The sequence below is a fragment of the Cryptosporangium minutisporangium genome (assembly GCF_039536245.1).
Taxonomy (GTDB): Bacteria; Actinomycetota; Actinomycetes; order Mycobacteriales; family Cryptosporangiaceae; genus Cryptosporangium; species Cryptosporangium minutisporangium.
In genome coordinates this window covers 131,302-150,354 of the sequence record NZ_BAAAYN010000026.1, presented here as the reverse complement: position 1 = coordinate 150,354, position 19,053 = coordinate 131,302, and the positions used below count along the sequence as shown (strand labels likewise).

At 71.2% G+C, this 19,053-nt stretch carries 16 protein-coding genes and 1 pseudogene; 9 read left to right on the top strand and 8 right to left on the bottom strand.

Annotated elements, in window-relative coordinates:
• Positions 1–112: 112 nt before the first annotated feature.
• Both ABEB28_RS21220 and metX read left to right on the top strand, forming a co-directional pair.
• The gene (locus ABEB28_RS21220; protein ID WP_345729931.1) at positions 113–1,429 is read left to right on the top strand and encodes a bifunctional o-acetylhomoserine/o-acetylserine sulfhydrylase; all 1,317 of its coding nucleotides are present in this window, start codon (positions 113–115) and stop codon (positions 1,427–1,429) included.
• Positions 1,395–2,564 carry a homoserine O-acetyltransferase MetX gene (gene metX, locus ABEB28_RS21215; RefSeq protein WP_376981183.1) on the top strand — a complete coding sequence of 390 codons (1,170 nt, stop codon included), beginning with the start codon at positions 1,395–1,397 and terminating at the stop codon, positions 2,562–2,564. Before ABEB28_RS21220 ends, metX begins: the two co-directional genes overlap by 35 nt.
• Here metX and ABEB28_RS21210 read toward each other — a convergent pair.
• From ABEB28_RS21210 to ABEB28_RS21200, 3 genes are read right to left on the bottom strand one after another with little or no spacing between them, the layout of a single operon-like run.
• Positions 2,538–4,247, bottom strand: a complete 1,710-nt coding sequence (locus ABEB28_RS21210; RefSeq protein WP_345729898.1) for a glycoside hydrolase family 9 protein — start codon at positions 4,245–4,247, stop codon at positions 2,538–2,540. The genes metX and ABEB28_RS21210 overlap by 27 nt on opposite strands.
• Entirely contained in the window at positions 4,244–4,864 is a 621-nt protein-coding gene (locus ABEB28_RS21205) for a TrmH family RNA methyltransferase (RefSeq protein ID WP_345729897.1), read from the bottom strand. The genes ABEB28_RS21210 and ABEB28_RS21205 overlap by 4 nt, the downstream gene beginning before the upstream one ends.
• Entirely contained in the window at positions 4,861–5,466 is a 606-nt protein-coding gene (locus ABEB28_RS21200) for a class I SAM-dependent methyltransferase (RefSeq protein WP_345729896.1), read from the bottom strand. Before ABEB28_RS21200 ends, ABEB28_RS21205 begins: the two co-directional genes overlap by 4 nt.
• Positions 5,467–5,646: 180 nt before the next feature.
• On the opposite strand from ABEB28_RS21200, the gene ABEB28_RS21195 reads away from it, so the two are divergent.
• The 3 genes from ABEB28_RS21195 (at position 5,647) to ABEB28_RS21185 (ending at position 8,936) form a co-directional block, all read left to right on the top strand.
• Complete coding sequence (locus ABEB28_RS21195) at positions 5,647–7,194, top strand: Rieske 2Fe-2S domain-containing protein (RefSeq protein ID WP_345729895.1); 1,548 nt, start codon at positions 5,647–5,649, stop codon at positions 7,192–7,194.
• Complete coding sequence (locus ABEB28_RS21190; protein WP_345729894.1) at positions 7,195–7,590, top strand: hypothetical protein; 396 nt, start codon at positions 7,195–7,197, stop codon at positions 7,588–7,590. It begins immediately after the preceding gene.
• Positions 7,591–7,721: 131 nt separating this feature from the next.
• Positions 7,722–8,936: a saccharopine dehydrogenase family protein gene (locus tag ABEB28_RS21185; protein WP_345729893.1), complete on the top strand. Its 1,215-nt coding sequence runs from the start codon at positions 7,722–7,724 to the stop codon at positions 8,934–8,936.
• Here ABEB28_RS21185 and ABEB28_RS21180 read toward each other — a convergent pair.
• From ABEB28_RS21180 to ABEB28_RS21170, 3 genes and pseudogenes are all read right to left on the bottom strand, one after another.
• Positions 8,896–10,287 carry an EAL domain-containing protein gene (locus ABEB28_RS21180; RefSeq protein WP_345729892.1) on the bottom strand — a complete coding sequence of 464 codons (1,392 nt, stop codon included), beginning with the start codon at positions 10,285–10,287 and terminating at the stop codon, positions 8,896–8,898. The genes ABEB28_RS21185 and ABEB28_RS21180 overlap by 41 nt on opposite strands.
• 247 nt (positions 10,288–10,534) lie before the next feature.
• Positions 10,535–11,170: a TetR-like C-terminal domain-containing protein gene (locus ABEB28_RS21175; RefSeq protein ID WP_345729930.1), complete on the bottom strand. Its 636-nt coding sequence runs from the start codon at positions 11,168–11,170 to the stop codon at positions 10,535–10,537.
• 6 nt (positions 11,171–11,176) lie between these two features.
• Positions 11,177–11,344 (bottom strand): annotated as a pseudogene (locus ABEB28_RS21170) (helix-turn-helix domain-containing protein); the annotation flags it as partial.
• 385 nt (positions 11,345–11,729) lie between these two features.
• Between ABEB28_RS21170 and dxr the strand changes: the two are divergent.
• The 4 genes from dxr (at position 11,730) to ABEB28_RS21150 (ending at position 16,476) form a co-directional block, all read left to right on the top strand.
• On the top strand, positions 11,730–13,004 hold the full coding sequence (dxr, locus tag ABEB28_RS21165) for a 1-deoxy-D-xylulose-5-phosphate reductoisomerase (protein ID WP_376981167.1): 1,275 nt from the start codon (positions 11,730–11,732) through the stop codon (positions 13,002–13,004).
• Positions 13,005–13,010: 6 nt separating this feature from the next.
• Entirely contained in the window at positions 13,011–14,261 is a 1,251-nt protein-coding gene (locus tag ABEB28_RS21160) for a M50 family metallopeptidase (protein ID WP_345729890.1), read from the top strand.
• A gap of 13 nt (positions 14,262–14,274) precedes the next feature.
• Complete coding sequence (ispG, locus tag ABEB28_RS21155) at positions 14,275–15,441, top strand: flavodoxin-dependent (E)-4-hydroxy-3-methylbut-2-enyl-diphosphate synthase (protein WP_345729889.1); 1,167 nt, start codon at positions 14,275–14,277, stop codon at positions 15,439–15,441.
• A 192-nt stretch (positions 15,442–15,633) separates the two neighbouring features.
• Positions 15,634–16,476, top strand: a complete 843-nt coding sequence (locus tag ABEB28_RS21150) for a GNAT family N-acetyltransferase (RefSeq protein WP_345729888.1) — start codon at positions 15,634–15,636, stop codon at positions 16,474–16,476.
• A 133-nt stretch (positions 16,477–16,609) separates the two neighbouring features.
• On the opposite strand, the gene ABEB28_RS21145 is transcribed toward ABEB28_RS21150, so the two are convergent.
• Together ABEB28_RS21145 and ABEB28_RS21140 are read right to left on the bottom strand one after the other, a co-directional pair.
• Complete coding sequence (locus ABEB28_RS21145) at positions 16,610–17,257, bottom strand: fasciclin domain-containing protein (RefSeq protein WP_345729887.1); 648 nt, start codon at positions 17,255–17,257, stop codon at positions 16,610–16,612.
• An 86-nt stretch (positions 17,258–17,343) separates the two neighbouring features.
• Positions 17,344–18,690 (bottom strand): transaminase, encoded by a 1,347-nt coding sequence (locus tag ABEB28_RS21140; protein WP_345729886.1) that lies wholly within the window; start codon positions 18,688–18,690, stop codon positions 17,344–17,346.
• Between the last annotated feature and the right edge of the window lie 363 nt (positions 18,691–19,053).

Genomic DNA, 19,053 nt, shown 5'->3' with positions numbered 1-19,053 from the left:
AGCCGGGGGTGGGCTTTCCGCTGCACCCGGCGTTCGCCGCGTACCGCACCCAGGAGGCCCCGTGTCCGAACTCTCGTCCGATCCCGGGCCCCAGGCGACCGCTCCGGAAACCGTGCCCGACTCGCCCCGGGAGCGGGACACCAGCGCCTGGTCGTTCGAGACCCGGCAGATCCACGCCGGCGCCACCGCGGACCCGGCGACCGGTGCCCGGGCGACGCCGATCTACCAGACCACCTCGTACGTGTTCCGCGACACCGACCACGCCGCCGCGCTGTTCGGCCTCGCCGAGCCGGGCCACATCTACACCCGGATCAACAACCCGACCCAGGACGTGCTGGAGCAGCGCGTCGCCGCGCTGGAGGGCGGTGTCTCCGCGGTCGCGCTGGCGTCCGGCCAGGCCGCCGAGACTGCGGCGATCCTGACGCTGGCGAGGAGCGGTGACCACTTCGTCTCCAGCGCCTCGCTCTACGGGGGCACGTACAACCTGTTCCACTACACACTCCCCAAGCTCGGCGTCGAGGTGTCGTTCGTGGAGGACCCGGACGACCTCGAACAGTGGCGCGCGGCCACGCGTCCGAACACGAAGTTGTTCTTCGCCGAGACGCTGGGGAACCCGCGCAGCAACGTGCTGGACGTCCGGGCGGTCGCCGATCTCGCCCACGAAGTGGGCGTACCGCTGGTCGTCGACAACACGGTGCCGACGCCGTACCTGCTCCGGCCGATCGAGCACGGCGCGGACTTCGTGATCCACTCCGCGACCAAGTACCTCGGCGGGCACGGCACCGCGATCGCCGGTGTCGTGGTGGACGGTGGCACGTTCGACTTCGGTGTGCATGCCGATCGCTTCCCCGATTTCCACGAGCCGGACCCGAGCTACCACGGCCTGCGGTACTGGGACGCGCTCGGGCACGGTTCCTTCGCGGCGAAACTCCGGGTGCAGCAGCTGCGCGACACCGGTGCCGCGATCGCGCCGCTGAACAGCTTCCTCATCCTGCAGGGCATCGAGACGCTGTCGCTGCGGATCGAGCGGCACGTCCGGAACGCCCAGGCGATCGCGGAGTGGCTCACCGAACGGGACGAAGTGGAGACCGTGCACTACGCCGGCCTGCCGACCAGCCCGTGGTACGCCGCGGCACAGAAGTACCTGCCCGCCGGTGCGGGTGCGGTGGTCTCGTTCGAGCTGCGCGGTGGCGTGGAGGCGGGCAAGCGGTTCGTGGACTCGCTGGAGCTGTTCAGCCACCTGGCGAACATCGGGGACGTCCGCAGCCTGGTGATCCACCCGGCCAGTACGACGCACAGCCAGTTGACGCCCTCCGAGCAGCTATCCACCGGTGTGACGCCGGGGCTGGTCCGGCTGGCGGTCGGGCTGGAAGGGCTGGAGGACCTGCTGGCCGATCTGGACGCGGGGTTCCGGGCAGCCAAGGCCTGAGGTGCCGATCCTGTCGCTGGGGCCGCTGGCTCTGGAGTGCGGTGGTGCGTTGCCGGACGTGCGGATCGCGTACGAATCCTGGGGCACCCCGGCGCCGGACCGGTCGAACGCGGTGCTCGTACTGCACGCCCTCACCGGCGACAGCCACGTCGTCGGTCCGGCCGATCCGGACCATCCGACACCGGGCTGGTGGGACGGGCTGATCGGACCGGGCCGAGCGGTCGACACCGACCGGTGGTGGGTGGTGGCGCCGAACGTCCTCGGCGGGTGCCGGGGCAGCACCGGCCCGTCGTCGGCGGCTCCGGACGGACGGCCGTGGGGGAGCCGCTGGCCCCGGGTGAGCGTCCGGGACCAGGTCGCGGCCGAGCTCGCGTTCGCCGACGCGCTCCGCGTACCGGCCTGGGCCGCGGTGCTCGGTGGCTCGATGGGCGGGATGCGGGCGGTGGAGTGGGCCGTGTCGGCGCCGTCCCGGGTCGAGCGCCTGTTGCTCCTGGCGACCACCGCGGCGGCCTCGGCCGAGCAGATCGCCTGGGCGTCACCACAGCTGCACGCGATCCGCGCCGATCCGGGCTGGGCCGGTGGGGACTACCACCCCGGGCCCGGTCCGGTCGCCGGGCTGGGCATCGCCCGGCGGATCGCCCACGTCACGTACCGCTCGGAGGTCGAGCTGGCCACCCGGTTCGGGCGCACCCGGCAGGACGCCGACCGCTTCGCGGTCGAGTCCTATCTCGACCACCACGCCGCGAAGCTGGTCCGGCGCTTCGACGCCGGGAGCTACGTGACGCTGACCGAGAGCATGAACGGGCACGACGTCGGTCGTGGCCGCGGCGGTGTGGCGGACGCCCTGCGGCGGATCACCGCACGGACGATGGTCGCCGGGGTGGACAGCGACCGGCTCTATCCGCTGGCGCAGCAGCGGGAGCTGGCCGCGCACATCGCGGGAGCCGGGGACGTGCGGGTGATCCGGTCGCCGTACGGCCACGATGGGTTCCTGATCGAGGTCGAGCAGGTCGCGGCGATCGTCACCGACCTCCTCGCCGCTCCCACTCAGCCGGCTGTCGTCCCGGGGCCGGCCACCGCCGGCCGGTTGGACGGAGCAGGGGATGGGTCACGCCGCCGCGGCGCCCGGACGTAACGAGCGGGCCGGGGCCAGCCGTGCGGCCACGTGCCCGGCCACCGCGGCGAGCGCGGCGTTCCACCCGATCGTCACCTCGTTCGTCGCGTACGAGCCGACGTCGTCGATCCAGCACCGCTGCGGAGCCGCACCGCTGAGCGCGGCGGCGGCCACCGGATCGTCGAGCCCGCTGTTCGGGCCGCCGACGACGACGCCGGGCGGTGGCGGCGGGTACGCGGTGTCGACCGCCCGCGCGAAGAAGCGGTGGTGCGGCCGGGACGCGGGCCGCGCGCCGTACCCGATCACCTGGCTCACCCCGGTCGCGTTCCGGCCGAGCAGGTAGTCCAGGCACGCCAGCTCGCCAGCGAAGTACCGCCGGTCGCCGGTGTGGTCGGCGGCCGCACCGAGCGTCAACGCGTGCGCGAGCACCCGGGAGTTCGACCCCCAGCAGTAGCGGCCGTCCGGCGGTGCGTACGGCGTCCCGTGGCCCTCGGCGTCGATCGTCGCCAGCAGCGTCTCGGCGGCGGTCGCCAGCGCAGCCCTCGCCGCGGTGGCCGCCGACGCGGCGACCCACCCGGTGCCCAGCGCGAGCGTCAGCTGGGCCGGCGGCAGCATCGAGCGCCAGTCGAACCCCTCGCGCAGCGCCGCGATCGGGTCCAGCCCGGAGTGCAGCATCGCGTACCGGTACTCCTCCGCGCCGGTGAGCGCCGCCAACTCGGCGGCGGCCCAGTACCGCTCGTCGCGGACGTCGGTGTCGTCGTACGGGCCGCCGCCCTCGGTGACGTCGGCGGGCGTCGCGTACACGGTGGGTTGGCCGGTCGCAGCGTTCCACGCCCGGTCGGCGGCGGTCGTGCAGCGGGCCGCGAAGACCGGATCGTGGACTTCCCAGACCCGGGCGGCCTGCGCCGCGACCGCCGCGAGCCCGTACGTCGCCGCGGTGCTCGGCGCCCGGACGGTCCGGGGCTCGGGATCCTGCTCGGGGCGCAGCGGCAGCCCGGTCCACCGGACGTCGTGCACGGCGTGGAACACCATTCCGGCCTGCGGATCCCCGGTCGGCAGCTGTGCGGCGAGCAGGAACTCCAGCCCCCAGCGGGCCTCGTCCAGCAGAGCCGGGTCGCCGCCCCTTGTGCGCTCCTCGATGTGCTGCAGCAGCCAGACCGTGAGCGCGGTGGTCACCGCGTACTTGCCGTGGTCGCCGGCGTCGTACCAGCCGCCGCGCAGATCGTGCCCACGGCAGCCGAACAGCCACCGGCGACGCGGACAGTCCGGCCGGTGGCACGCCACCGCGGCATCACCCCGGTTCGGCGCGACGTCCACGTGCCCGGCCGGACGTCCGTACTCGGGATCGTCGATCGGCGTACCGCTGCGCTGCAGGTAGAGGAAACGGGCGGCGTCGTGGGCGAGGCCGCCGTACCGTCCGGCGGCGGGGGCACCGACCGCGAACGCCGGGCTCTCGACGCCGTCGACGACGAGCGTCCACCCCTCACCCTCGCCGGCGACGGTCGGCACGGTGACCGTGTGCACGGTTTCGCCTGCGGCCCGGTCGAACCCGTGGACCGTGGTCTCACCGGCGACGACGGTCGCCCCGGTGGCGTTCCGGAGGTGCCAGCCCAGCGGCGCGGACGCGTCGGTCGCCACGGTGGCGCGCAGTGGCCACCCGGCCGGGTAGCCCAGCTGGTTGACCCGCACCGCCGTGACCGTCATCCGAGGTCGTCGCCCTCGTCCTGGTCGGCCTCGTCCTGGTCGGCCCCGTCCTGGTCGGCCCCGTCCTGGTCGTCGGCGCCGCTCTCGGCCCAGCCTTGCCGCCGCACCTCGTAGCAGGCGATCGCCGCCGCGGTCGCGACGTTGAGCGAGCCCACCCGTCCGATCAGCGGCACGTAGCCGATGGCGTCGCACTCGGCCAGGCCGGTCGCCGAGATGCCACGCTCCTCGTGCCCGAGCACCAGGCAGACGTCTGCGGCCAGCTTCAGGTCGGCCAGCGGTGCAGCTGGATCGGCGAGCTCGATCCCCACGACCCGGTAGCCGTCCGCACGGGCAGCGGTGATCGCCTCGGTGATCGTGGCGTGTTCGGACCACTGCAGGTACCGGTCGGTGCCGAGCGCGGTCTTGGCCGCCTTCGGCGCCCGCGGCGACACCGACGAACCGGACAGATAGAGGTGATCGACGCCGAACGCCGCCGCCGACCGGGTGATCGAGCCGACGTTGTACGGGTTGCCGACGTCGTCCAGCAGCAGCGCGAGCCGGCTGTCGCTGCGGCGGCGCCAGGTGCGGTGCAGCCGCTTGAGCTCGGTACCGCGGAGCTGGTGGATGGGGCGGGTCACGAGGCTTCTTTCGCTCGAACGGTCAGGATTCGATATCCCTTGCGAGAGGCTAGCCGCTCGGTCGGGAATCCCTCGGTGTCCAGCCAGCGGTGCAGCGAGTCCGCGCCGAGATGCCGTTGGACGACGAGGTACGCCACGCCGTCCGCGGTGAGGCGCGGCAGCCACTGCCGGAGCATGCCGTGCAGCACGCCCTTGCCCACTTTGATCGGCGGGTTCGACCAGATGGTGGCGAAGCGCACCGTGTCCGGAACGTCGTCCGGCGCTTCGATGCGGACGCCCGCGCAGCCGGCGCTCGCGGCGTTGGTCCTGGCCAGCTCGCGGGCGCGCTCGTTGACGTCGACCCCCCAGACCGTGGCGTCTGGGGCGCGCCGGGCCAGCGTGATCGTGATCGGCCCGTAGCCGCAGCCGAGATCGAGCAGGTCGCCGGTGGACGGCGGAGGCGGCACGGTCTCCAGCAGGACGAGCGTGCCGGCGTCGACGGCGGTGGGGGAGAAGACGCCGCTGTCGGTGGCCAGGCCGACCTGTACGTCCCGCAGAGCCAGCCGCACGCGGCGCGGCGCGCTCGCGGCGGTCGGTTCGGACGAAAAGTAATGCTCCCCCACAGTGACTCCACCCTAGTGGAGGCGACCGTGCGGCGGCTTTCCGGGAAGACCGCCCCCCTCCGCCCGCCGCGAGCGCTGGTTTTTCGGGAACACCACCTCACGGCTACGGTAGGAGGCCGAACAGGAGTCGGTTGATGGTGGCGACGTCGCTCGCCGCGGGAGGGTCGGAACGCTGTGCGAGTGACGGGCCTGGGCCACGCGAGTGCCCTGATCGAGACCGCTCACGGCAGTGTGCTCTGCGATCCGTGGGTTAACCCGGCGTACTTCGGGTCGTGGTTCCCGTTCCCGGACAACTCCGAGCTCGACTGGGACGAGATCGGCAAGGTCGACTACCTCTACGTGTCGCACCTGCACCGCGACCACTACGACCCGGAGAACCTGAAGCGGATCTCCAAGTCGGCCACCGTGCTGCTGCCGGAGTACCCCACCGACGAGCTCCACGACGCCCTGCGCGACCTGGGCTTCACGAAGATCTTCCGGACGACCAACGGTGTGGTCCACGACCTCGACGGTCTGAAGGTGATGATCCAGGCGCTGATCTCGCCGACCGACGGGCCGATCGGTGACTCGTCGCTCTGGCTCGACGACGGCACGACGAAGCTGCTGAACCAGAACGACGCCCGACCCACCGAGCTGTCGGCGTTCGCCGAGCTCGGCCACGTCGACATCCACATGCTGCAGTACTCCGGGGCAATCTGGTACCCGATGGTGTACGAGCTCACCGACCACGCCAAGCAGGTCTTCGGCGAACAGAAGCGGGCGCGTCAGTTCGACCGGACGATCCGGTACATCGACGACCTCAAGGCCACCTGGGTCGTGCCGATCGCGGGGCCGCCGTGCTTCCTCGACGAGCAGCTCTGGCAGTTCAACGACCTCGGCACCGATCCCGGCAACATCTTCCCCGACCAGCAGGTCTTCCTCGACCACATGGCGGAGAAGGGCTACGACAACGGGCGGCTGCTGCTGCCCGGGTCGGTCTGCGACTTCGCCGCCGACGGCGCTCCGGTCGCTCACCCGTACGACCCGGCGACGGTGTTCGGCGAGAACAAGGAGCCGTACCTGCGGGCCTACGCGGCACGCAAGAAGGACGTGCTCGAGGCCGAGAAGGCGAGCTGGGCGCACCCGGAGATCGACCTGCTGCCCGCGCTCAAGGAGTGGATCGAGCCGCTGATGCGGCAGGCCGACAAGATGGCCGAGGGCATCAACGGCCCGGTGCGGCTCACCGCGGTCGACGCCGAGCGCGGCGACGTCGACATGGTGCTCGACTTCGTGGCGCGGGAGTTCCGGGCGTGGGACGGGGAGCGGGCGCGGTACCGCTTCTCGGCTCCGCGGGAACTGCTGGAGCACCTGGTCGCGATCCACGAGATCGACTGGGTGAACAGCCTGTTCCTCTCGTGCCGGTTCTCGGCGGCACGGGTCGGCCCGTACAACGAGTTCGTCTACGCGTTCTTCAAGTGCCTCGGTGAGGAGCGCCTCAACTACGCCGAGGGCTGGTACGCCGAGCAGAGCACCGACGACGAGGACACCGAGCTCGACGGCTGGGTGGTGCAGCGGCGGTGCCCGCACCTGAAGGCCGACCTGCAGCGGTTCGGGAAAGTGGAGGACGGCGTCCTCACCTGCCAGATGCACGGGTGGAAGTGGCGTTTGAAGGACGGCTCGTGTCTCACGTCGGTCGGGCATCCCCTGCGGAGCAGCCCGGCGGGAGAGACCGCGGCGGCGCAGGCCTGAGTGGCTGCTCCCTCCGACGGCGATCTACCGGCTGATCCTCCGGGGCCGACCGGCCGGCGGCTGAGCGTCGCTGTCCGGCCGGTGCGGAAGGGTGGGCTGGCCGGCCTGTTCCGACGCAAGCCGTCGGCGACGGAGGAGCCCGCGCTCGTCCTCGGGCCCGACTTCTTCACGGTGCTCGGGCGCGTCCCCGAGGGGTGGACGCGGACGCTGGACGCACTGTGGTCCGCGGAGGGCGACGTGGTGTTCGGCCCGTTGGAGATCCGGATGGCCGTCACCGAGCTGAGCCGGATCTCGCCGTACGCGGAGAGCGCGGCGGAGCAGCACGAGTTCGGGGCGTTCCGCACGCTGGTCGGCGCGGTGCCTCCCGACCACGAGCTGGTGCTCACCACCGCCTGACCCGCTCCTCGTGGACTACCCATGCGGTACGGAATCTGCGGTGTTCGCGGCAGATACATGCGCAAGCGGTGGTGACAGGTGTTCGGCGCCACGGTTATCGTGGCGAGCGATGCCTGGGGAGGCTGAGCGACATGCGCGTATTAGTGGTCGGAGCGGGTGGAGTGGGCAGCGCGGTCGCCGCGATCGCCGCCCGCCGGGAGTTCTTCGAGGCGATGGTGGTCGCCGACTACGACCCAGCGCGGGCCGCCCGGGCCCTGCCCGCGGCCGACCCCCGTTTCGCGGCCGCCGCCGTCGACGCCTCGGACCAGGCCGCGATCGAGGCCCTGATCGCCGAGCACCGGATCACCCACGTGCTCAACGCCGTCGACCCCCGCTTCGTGCTTCCGATTTTCGCCGCCGCCCAGAGCGCCGGCGTCGACTACCTCGACATGGCGATGTCGCTCTCCGCGCCGCACCCGACCGAGCCGTACCGGCAGGTCGGTACCGCGCTGGGGGAGGCCCAGTTCGCCGCCGAACCGGCCTGGAAGGACGCCGGGCGGCTCGCGCTGGTCGGCATGGGCGTCGAGCCCGGGCTCTCCGACGTGTTCGCGCGGTACGCCGCCGACCACCTCTTCAGCGAGATCGACGAGATCGGGATTCGGGACGGCGCGAACCTGGTGGTGACCGGCGACGACGGCGAGCCGATCTTCGCGCCCTCGTTCTCCATCTGGACGACGATCGAGGAGTGCCTCAACCCCCCGGTCGTCTACGAGGCCGGTCGGGGCTGGTTCACCACCGAGCCGTTCAGCGAGCCGGAGATCTTCGACTTCCCGGCCGACATCGGCCCGGTGGAGTGCGTGAACGTCGAGCACGAAGAAGTCCTGCTCATCCCGCGCTGGGTCGGGGCGAAGCGAGTGACGTTCAAGTACGGGCTCGGTGCGGAGTTCATCGGCGTCCTCAAGACGCTCCATCAGCTCGGGCTCGACCGGACGACCCCGGTGCGGGTCGGGGGTGTCGAGGTCTCGCCGCGGGACGTCGTCGCGGCCTGCCTGCCCGACCCGGCGACGCTCGGCGACCGGATGAGCGGCAAGACCTGCGCCGGTACCTGGGTGACCGGCACCGGCGTCGACGGGCGTCCACGCGAGGTGTACCTGCACCACGTCGTCGACAACGCTTGGACGATGGCGGAGTACGGGGCGCAGGCCGTGGTCTGGCAGACCGCGGTCAACCCGGTGGTCGCGCTGGAGCTATTGGCGTCGGGGGTCTGGTCGGGGACCGGCGTCCTCGGCCCCGAGGCGTTCGACGCGGTGCCGTTCCTCGACCTGCTCACTGCCTACGGTTCTCCGTGGGGCATCCGGGAGGCGTGAGCGCGGCGACCACCGCACCGGCGGCTGCGGCGACGGTCCGCGCCGGGCGCAGCTCCGCTCGGCTCCAGGGATGTTCGTGGCGCCGTCCGCAGACCAGCAGACCCACCGCGCGCCCCGCCGACACCAGCGGGAAGAGCACCATCGACCGAGTTCCGGTGGCGGTGAGCCAGGTGCACTCCGCGGTGTCCGGCGCGACGGCACTGGCGAGCACCTGACCGACCGCTCGCTCCTCCACGACCTGCTGTGCGATCGGCGCCCGCCGTAGCGGCCACGGCCACCCCGGCCCGCCCGGACGATCGGCGTGGGGATCCGGCGCACCCTCCGGCGTCAGCAGGCGTAGCAGGGGCTGATCGGCTGCGGAGGCGGCCGGCTCCAGCACCGCCAGCCCGATGGCCTGGCACCCCAGCAGCGTCGCGGCGCCGGCGAGAACGGCGGCGGCCGCGTCGAGCGTCCGGACCTCGGCGAGGCTCTCCAGCACCTCGGCGAGGTCGGGCAGTTGTCTCGGGCGCAGGCCGGGTGCCCGGCCTGCGCCCGGTTGACCCGCCGTCCACGCCTGTCTGGCGACCGGGTCGACGGCCGCGAACTCCGCGGTCGGGCGTCCGATCAGCCAGCCCTGCCCGAGCCCGACCGCGAGATCCGTCACCGCCGCGAGATCCTCGACGGTCTCCAGGCCCTCCGCGCACACCCGGGCACCGGTTCGTGCCCCGAAGTGCACGATCGCCTCGACCAGCGCCACTTTGCGTGGCTCCCGGCTGACCCCGGCGACCACCGTCCGGTCGAGCTTGAGGACGTCCGGCGCCACCGTGACCAGCCGCTTGAAGCCGGCGAAGCCCGCGCCGACGTCGTCCACCGCGATCCGCGCACCCCGACGGCGAAGCCGGTCCAGCGCGGCGAGCAACTCGACGCCGTCGTGGGCCAGTTCGTGCTCGGTGACCTCGAACTGCAGACCGGTCAGGTCGTCCGGCAGGACCGCCTGCAGTTCCGGTGAGTCGATGACGCTCGGGCTCACGTTCACCGACAACACGGTTCCCGCCGGACGCCGCGCACCCAGTTCGAGCGCTTTGCCGACGGTGTAGGCCTCCAACTGGGCGCCGATGCCGGCCCGGTGGGCGGCGGCGAACCAGTCGTCCGGCGTTGCCGCCGGGAAACGTCGGAACCGGGCGAGCGCCTCGTAGCCGCTCAACGCGCCCGACACCAGGTCGAGGATCGGTTGGGCGTAGACCTGGGGCCCTCGGTCGCCGTCACCGGGTGCGTCGGCCAGCAGCCGCCGGACGTCCGCCGGACCCGGACGCCGGCCACTCCGGCGCCGAGGCGCCGGAGTGTGGGGCTGCGCCGAACTGCTGGTCGGCACGGTCGTAACCGGACCGGCGGCTCCTCGGAGCACGGCCGCGTGGCCGCATCCGAGGTCCGCGGCGCGCAGGTTCACCGGCGTGCGCTCCCCTCCGGGCTGGAGCTCAGGAGCTCTTTCGACCTCCGACCTACCCTCGCGGTCGAGCGACCTCGGCAGCCGCCGGTCGAAAAGAGTTCACTGGAGACAAGACGGACCCCGGTGCGGCCCGGTTCCGCACCGACACGCTCCGACGGAGCGTGGAAAGCGGTCAGTGTAGGGCCGGCTCGACGTCGGTGATGCCCAGCCGTGCCGCGATCTCCGCCAACTCTCCCTCGAAGAACGGCTCGGGGTCCTCGAGCGCGAAGCTCATGTGGTTGAAGACCTCGAGGCTGACCAGTCCGTAGAGCCGCATCCAGCAGCCGAACACCACCGCGAGCGCACCCAGCGGGAGCGTGCTGCCCAGCCGCTGACGGTAGGCCGCCAGCTGCTCGGTGAGGCGCGGGGGCAGGTCGTCCGCGTCCGGAGTCGGGAATCGACGCTCCCGCCAGACGTCCGCGAAGGCCGACAGGAACAGCCGGCCGAACCGCGCACCCCCGTTGTCCAGCCGCTCGGCCGCGGGCGCACTCTCGTCCCCGTCCGAACCGACCGAGTCGCTCGCCGCCGCCCGGCTGGTCTGCGTCGGCGTCAGCCCGCTCGGGCCGGCCCCGTAGGCCGGGGTGCCGTACCCCGGCGTCGGCGCGCCGAAGATCAACCCGAACTCCGCCGGGTGACCGACCGACCAGGCACGGAACGCCCGACACACCGCCAGCAGCCGCGCGCCGGCGTCGTCCGGCGACGCCAGGTCGCGGGCGTGCTCCACGGCCGCGCACAGCTCCGTCGACAGATCGGTCACCAACGACTGCACTAGATGATCAAAACTGGGGAAGTACCGGTACAAAGCCGGTGCGGTCATTCCCATCTCTCGGGCGATGGCCCGCAACGAGACCGCTGATGGCCCGTCGCCGACCAGCTGCCTCCGCGCCACGTCCTTAATTTCCTGGACCGTCGCCGCCCGGACGCGCTCCCGACGGTTCACCATCACAGTCACGACTCCAAGACCCCCTCGCGAACTTCCGCTGCGGCGGTCCCGTACTGACTGCCGAGGAGCCGCCCGGTGCTCCATCGACTCGGCGGAACCGCCCTGCCATCCCGCTCAACGAGCCCGGCGGCTTTCGGTAACCGCCCGAGTGCGAACTGTTCATCGTTAGTGTCATTGACCGAGATCTCGCTAACCGTTCGGATGATTTGTAGTTCGACGTCCTGTCTGTCCGGACTGGTCCGGACGGTTCGGCGGCGGAGCCCCCGTCGGATCGGGCGGCCCACCCCGTCCTCTGCGGTCTGACCTGCTCAGATGTGGACACCGAGCAGCAGAACGATTTGGGCCGCCCGCGCGGTCCGCGGCCCGGTACGGGACAATGGGCACCATGAGTTCGCGCGAGGTGGTCATCCTCGGTAGTACCGGCTCGATCGGCACCCAGGCCCTCGACATGATTCGCCGACACTCCGACCGGTTCCGGGTGGTCGGTCTGGCCGGCGGCGGTGCACAGGTCGAGTTGCTGGCGGCCCAGGCGCTGGAGTTCGGCGTCGAGGCGGTGGCGGTCGCGCGGGCGAGCACCGCCCAGGATCTCCAGCTCGCGTTCTACGCCGAGGCGCAGCGTCGTGGTTGGAGCGAGGGCCGGTTCGCCCTTCCGAAGATCCTCGCCGGCCCGGACGCCGCGACCGAACTCGCCACGTGGTCCATGGCGGAGAACGGGCTGGTGCTCAACGGCATCACCGGGTCGATCGGTCTGGCGCCGACGCTCGCCGCGCTGAAGGCCGGACGGACTCTCGCGCTCGCCAACAAGGAGTCGCTGGTCGCCGGTGGCCCGCTGGTCCGAGCGATCGCGGCGCCAGGGCAGATCGTCCCGGTCGACAGCGAGCACTCGGCGCTGGCGCAGTGCCTGCGCGGCGGTGCCGCCGCCGAGGTGCGGAAGCTGATCCTCACCGCCAGCGGCGGCCCGTTCCGCGGGCGGAAGCGCGCCGACCTCGCCGACGTCACGCCCGATGACGCGCTCGCCCACCCCACGTGGTCGATGGGCCCGGTCATCACGATCAACTCGGCCACGATGGTGAACAAGGCGCTCGAGGTGATCGAGGCGCACGAACTGTTCGGCCTGCCCTACGACCGCCTGGACGTCGTCGTCCACCCGCAATCGCTCGTCCACTCGATGGTCGAGTTCGTCGACGGGTCGACGCTCGCCCAGGTCAGCCCGCCGGACATGCGGCTGCCGATCGCGCTCGGCCTGGCGTGGCCGGACCGCGTGCCGGATGCCGCCACCCCCGTCGACTGGACGAAGGCCTCCACCTGGACGTTCGAGCCGCTGGACGACGACGCGTTCCCGGCCGTGCGCCTGGCCCGCGAGGTGGGCCAGGCCGGTGGGCTGCTCCCGGCCGTCTTCAACGCGGCCAACGAAGAGTGCGTCGCCGCTTTCCTCGCCGGTGTGCTCCCGTTCACCGGTATCGTTGACACCGTACGTTCTGTGGTCGAATCGGCTGAAACAGCGGGATCCGACGCGGGCGAACTATTGGACGAGCCAGGTAGCGTCGAGGACGTTCTCTCCGCCGAGCGTTGGGCGCGGTCGGAAGCGAATCGCCGTGCGTACGGGCCCGGCGCCGGACCAGCTGTGACAGCTACATCAGCTGTAGAAGGGTCGAGGTAAGCGCCGATGGCGTACACGGGTGGAATTATTCTCTTCGCCCTCGGCATTTTGATCTCCGTCGCGCTCCATGAGGCCGGCCACATGTGGAGTGCCCGGGCCTTCGGAATGAAGGTCACGAGGTTCTTCATCGGCTTCGGCCCGACGCTGTTCTCGTTCCGCCGCAAGGAGACCGAGTACGGCCTCAAGGCCATCCCGGCGGGCGCGTTCGTCAGCATCGTCGGCATGACCCCACTGGACGAGGTCGACCCCGCCGACGAGTCGAAGGTCTTCTGGAAGCGGCCGGTCTGGAAACGGACGATCGTCCTGTCCGCCGGATCGATGATGCACTTCATCCTCGGCATCCTGCTGCTCTGGATCACGGCGGTGTTCGTCGGTCTGCCCAACCCCGAGCGGGTCAACTACGACGCGAACAAGGAACCGGCCGTCCTCGCCGCGGTCAACGACTGCGTGCCTGCGAGCCCGGACTCCGTCAACTGCTCGCTGGAGAAGGGCGATCCCAAGTCCCCGGCGGCCGCGGCCGGACTGAAGCCCGGCGACCGGATCACCGCGTTCAACGGCGTGGGAACGCCGACCTACGGGGAACTGGTGGCGCTGGTCCGCAAGGCGCCGGCGGGACCGGCCTCGCTGACCTACGTCCGGGACGGTCGGACGGTGACGACGACGGTCACGCCGGTCCGCCGCAACGTGGACATCAGCAGGACCGACAAGCCGAACGTGCAGGAGGTCGGGTTCCTCGGGGTCTCCCCGAAGGGCTCGGACGCCCCGCTGACCGTTACCTACGGTCCGATCGACGGCGTGGGCCAGGCGCTCGACTACACCGGGCAGATCTTCGCCGGCACGTTCCGGGCGATCGCCAACTTCCCGGAGAAGATCCCGAAGCTCTGGGATGCCCTCATGGGCCAGGAACGTGACCCGGAGACCCCGGTCAGCGTCGTCGGCGCCAGCCGAATCGGTGGTGAGGTCGTCGAGCGCGGCATCTGGCCGATCTTCTTCCTGCTGCTGGCCAACCTGAACTTCTTCATCGGCGTCTTCAACCTGTTCCCGCTGTTGCCGCTGGACGGCGGGCACATCGCGATCGCCTGGTTCGAGAAGGTCCGGTCGTGGTGGGCGGCCAAGCGTGGGAAGCCCGATCCGGGTCGGGTCGACTACACCAAGCTGCTGCCGGTGACCTATGCCGTGGTGCTGATATTCGGCGGCATCACCTTGCTCACGGTCGCGACCGACATCATCAACCCGATCACGCTCACCACCCGATAAAAGGACCCTTGCTGTGACCGCCGTCTCCCTCGGCCTGCCCCGTCCCCCTGCTCCCAAGCTCACCGAGCGCCGGGTGTCCCGGCAGATCATGGTCGGCAACGTGCCGGTGGGTGGCGACGCTCCGGTCAGCGTCCAGTCGATGACCACGACGCCGACGGCGGACGTCAACCGGACCCTCCAGCAGATCGCCGAGCTGACGACGTCCGGATGTCAGATCGTCCGGGTGGCCGTCCCCAGCCAGGACGACGCGGACGCGCTGCCGGCGATCGCGAAGAAGAGTCCGATCCCGGTCATCGCGGACATCCACTTCCAGCCGAAGTACGTCTTCGCGGCGATCGACGCCGGCTGCGCGGCGGTGCGGGTCAACCCGGGCAACATCAAGCAGTTCGACGACAAGGTCAAGGAGATCGCGAAGGCGGCCTCCGACGCCGGCGTGCCGATCCGGATCGGGGTCAACGCGGGCTCGCTGGACAAGCGTCTGCTGTCCAAGTACGGGCGCCCGACGCCGGAAGCGCTGGTCGAGAGCGCGCTCTGGGAATGCTCGCTCTTCGAGGAGCACGGGTTCCGTGACATCAAGATCTCGGTCAAGCACAACGACCCGGTCGTGATGATCAACGCCTACCGGCAGCTGGCCCGGGCCTGCGACTACCCGCTGCACCTGGGTGTCACCGAGGCCGGCCCGGCGTTCCAGGGCACGATCAAGTCCGCGGTCGCGTTCGGGGCGCTGCTCGCCGAGGGCATCGGCGACACGATCCGGGTCTCGCTGTCGGCTCCGCCGGTGGAAGAGGTCAAGGTCGGTAACCAGATCCTGGAGTCGCTCGGCCTGCGGGAGCGCGGGCTGGAGATCGTCTCCTGCCCGTCGTGCGGCCGTGCCCAGGTGGACGTCTACACGCTGGCCGAGGAGGTCACGGCGGGCCTGGAAGGGCTGCCCGTGCCGCTCCGCGTCGCCGTGATGGGCTGCGTCGTGAACGGCCCGGGGGAGGCGCGCGAGGCCGACCTCGGCGTCGCCAGCGGCAACGGCAAGGGCCAGATCTTCGTCAAGGGACAGGTCATCAAGACCGTTCCGGAGTCGCAGATCGTCGAGACGCTGATCGAGGAGGCGCTCAGGCTCGCCGAGGAGATGGGTGCGGAACTCCCCGAGGAGCTGCGCGGCCTGGGCCCGACGGTCGAGGTCCACTGACCTCTCCGCACCCTCCGGTCCTTCGTCGAGATCGAGCGACCTCGACGAAGGCCGGTCGAAGAATGCACGGACCGCTCCTCCCTGAGGCCGGATCCCGATGTCGTGGCCGTCGGGCCAGTGGGCCAGAGCCCCTGGTTCATGGCAGGCTGGAAACGTGAGTCACGAACCGGGAGCCGGTGGTCGGAGCCGTCCGTGCTGACCACCAGGCCGGTGCGCGTCCTACGGGACGCCGACCGCGCCGAGGTCGAGGAGTTGCTGGACGCCGACCCGGTCGCGAGCGTGTTCGTCGCCGCCCGGGTGGGGTCGCACGGCATTTCTCGTTGGCGGCTGGGTGCGCAGCTCTGGGGTTACACCCTGGATGGGGTCATCTGCGGCCTCTGCTACTCCGGCGCGAACCTGGTGCCGCTCTCCACCGAGCCGGAGGCGGTCCGAGCGTTCGCCGACGTGGCGAGGGAGCAGGGACGGGTCTGCTCGTCGATCGTCGGGCCGGACAAGGCGGTGCTGCCGCTCTGGGACGACCTGGTGGGGGACTGGGGGCCGCCGCGGGAGGTCCGGGCCTCGCAGCCGCTACTCGCCACCGCAGTGCTGCCCGAGGTGGTCCCCGATCCGTGGGTGCGCCGGGCTGACATGCGCGACTTCGATGCCCTGCTGCCGGCCTGCATCGCGATGTACACCGAGGAGATCGGGGTCTCGCCGGTCGAGTGGGACGGCGGGGTCGCCTACCGGGCGCGGGTCGCCGAGCTGGTCCGCGCCGGGCGCTCGTACGTGCGGATGGAGAACGGCGAGGTCGTTTTCAAGGCCGAGCTCGGGGCGGTCAGTTCCCGGGTCGCGCAGGTGCAGGGCGTCTGGGTGCACCCGGACCGGCGCGGTACCGGGGTGGCGACGGCGGCGATGGCGGCGGTGGTCGCCGACACGCTCCGGACGGTGGCGCCGATCGTCAGCCTCTACGTCAACGACTTCAACCACGCGGCCCGCACGGTCTACGACCGCTGCGGCTTCACCCAAGTCGGCACCTTCGCCACGGTCCTGTTCTGAGGGCGGCCCGCTCAGGACGACGCTGACAGGCGAGCGGGCCTCCTTATGACGGCCAGCCAAATGTCACGGCGTCGGCCCGCTCGACTGCCAGCGCCGCCCTGAACGGGGTCCAGGTCAGAGCGAACTACTACGTTTACGTCGGCAGTAAGACGGTGTCGACGAAGTAGATCGTGGCGTTCTTGGTGGGGATGTTGCCGCAGGTCACGTGGGCGTTCTGGGCGCCGAGCCGCAGCTTCTCGCCGAAGCCGCGGACGCGCAGTTCGCTGCCCTCCACGGTGGTGAACGGCCCGTCGAGGTTCAGCTGCTTCGGGTTCAGCGGCTTCTCGATGACGTGGTAGGTCAGGATGTCGGTGAGCATCGATTTGTTCGACAGCGCCAGCTTCAGCTGCCACCCCGGTACCTTGTCGAACGCCGCGTCGGTGGGCAGCAGCATGGTCAGCCCGGTCCGACCGTCGAAGCTGTCCAGCATGCCGGCCTTCTTCACCGCGTCCCGCAGCGTGGTGAGTTGCGGGTGCCGTTCGACGACCTCCCGGACCGGCCGCCCGCGCATCCCGGACGGTGACGCGGGGTCGGACGGGCTGTCCGGCAGCGCGTCGCACCCGCTGCCGAACAGCGCCGTCGGGTCGGTGGGTACCGACGTCGACATCGCCTGGGTAGAGACCGGGGCTTGTCCGCCCCGCCCGGCGACCGCCCAGGTCACCGCTAACCCGACCGCGACCACGAGGCCGAGGACCACCAGTAGCCACCGACGCCGGGTGGGCAGGAAGCGCAGCGAGGACACCGTCGTCTCCCTCGAGCCGTGAGCAGAGTGCGAGATGTGACGGTAGCGGCTTGCGAGCCTGTTGGTGCCATTTTCCGATGGAATGGTCAGACGAGGTCGGCGACCGCGGCGTCGAGCACCTCGAGGTGGGCGTCGACGTCGGCCTCGGTGGTCTCCGGGCAGACCAGCGCCATGTTGTGGAACGGCGTCAGCAGCACGCCCCGGTTCGCGGCGTAAACGTGCAGGTAGTCGTCGAGTTCGGCGTCGCCGGCGGCGTGCGACTCGCCCCCGTTGCGCGGCGCCGGGTCCGCGAACCGGAACTCGGCCCGCGCCCCGAGCTGCGCCACCGACCACGGCACGCCGTGCCGGGCGATCAGCGCCGCCGTGCCCTCGGCCAGGCGGGTACCGAGCGCGGTCATCCCGGCGAACGCCGCGTCGGTGAGGACGTGCTCGAGAGTCGCCCGGGTCGCCGCCACCGAGAGTGCATTGCCCGCCAGCGTCCCGCCGACCCCGCCCATGTCGATCAGGTCCAGGTCGTCGCGAGCCTCGATCCGGGCGGTCACCTCGTCGGACAGCCCGTAGGCGCCGACCGGGACGCCGCCGCCGATCGCCTTGCCGATCGTCAGCACGTCCGGCTCCAGGTCCCAGGCGCGGGTGCATCCGCCGGGGCCGGCCGAGAACGTGTGCGTCTCGTCGTTGATCAGCAGCGCGCCGTGCTCCCGGGTCAGCCGCCGGACACCCTCCAGGTAGCCGGGCTCGGGCAGCACGATGCCGATGTTCGTCAGCGCCGGCTCCATCAGCACCGCGGCGACGTCGCCGTTCGCGAGCTCGGCGGCGAGCCCCTCGAGGTCGTTGAACTCGGCGACGCGGCTGGTCATCCGGGTGTCGACCGGGGCGCCGACGTTGCCCTCGCGGACCTCCGGCTTCCCGTCCGGCCCCACCACGATCAGCGACTCGTCCACGCTGCCGTGGTAGCAGTAGCTGTTGACCAGGATCTTCGACCGGCCGGTGACGGCGCGGGCCAGCCGGATCGCCCAGCGGTTCGCGTCGGTGGCGGTCAGTGACAGGCTCCACTGCGGCAGGCCGAACCGGCGGGTCAGCTCCGCACCGACCCACGCGGCGTCCTCGGTGGGCATCATCGCCGTGGCGCCGCCGAGGACGCCTAGGCGCTGGTTGACGGCCTCGACGACCGGTGCGGGGGAGTGGCCGGCCATCGCACCGGTGTCGCCCAGGCAGAGGTCGATGTACGTGTGCCCGTCGAGGTCGGTGACCCGGGCGCCGCGTGCGGTCGCGAGGTAGAGCGGGAACCCGCCGGCCTGCTTGGCCATCCAGGTCATCGGGGTGCGGCCGAACAGATGCTTTGCGTTCGAGAACGCGGACGCCGAACGCGGGTGCTGTTCGGCGTACCGGGCGCGTTCGCGGCTGATCAGGTCGGCGAGACGACGACGGTCCACGGTGTTCTTGCTCCTTGCGATGGTCTGTTCCGGTTTTGGGTGGGGGCGTAGGGGGCGGTGAATCGGTTGCCCACCACTCTGCCGTCGAAGGAATCCGTGGCGAAAGGGTTTCCGGGGATCGTTATCCGTCAGGCAGCGAACACGCTGGGCAGACGGCGTCGCGTCGGCGTTGCGCCGGTTCCGGGGCAGGGTTACTGTAGAAGAGGTTCGAACACTCGTTCGAACCTTTCCGGTAGCGGGTGTCGCGACCCACCGCCGGATTCCTTCACCGCCGGTGGGTCCGACCCTACTGACCGGCGGTGAAGGCTGCTGCCGGCTCGGGTAAGGCGAGGGGAAGCGCCTTGCCCGAGCCGGTGGCGCCGC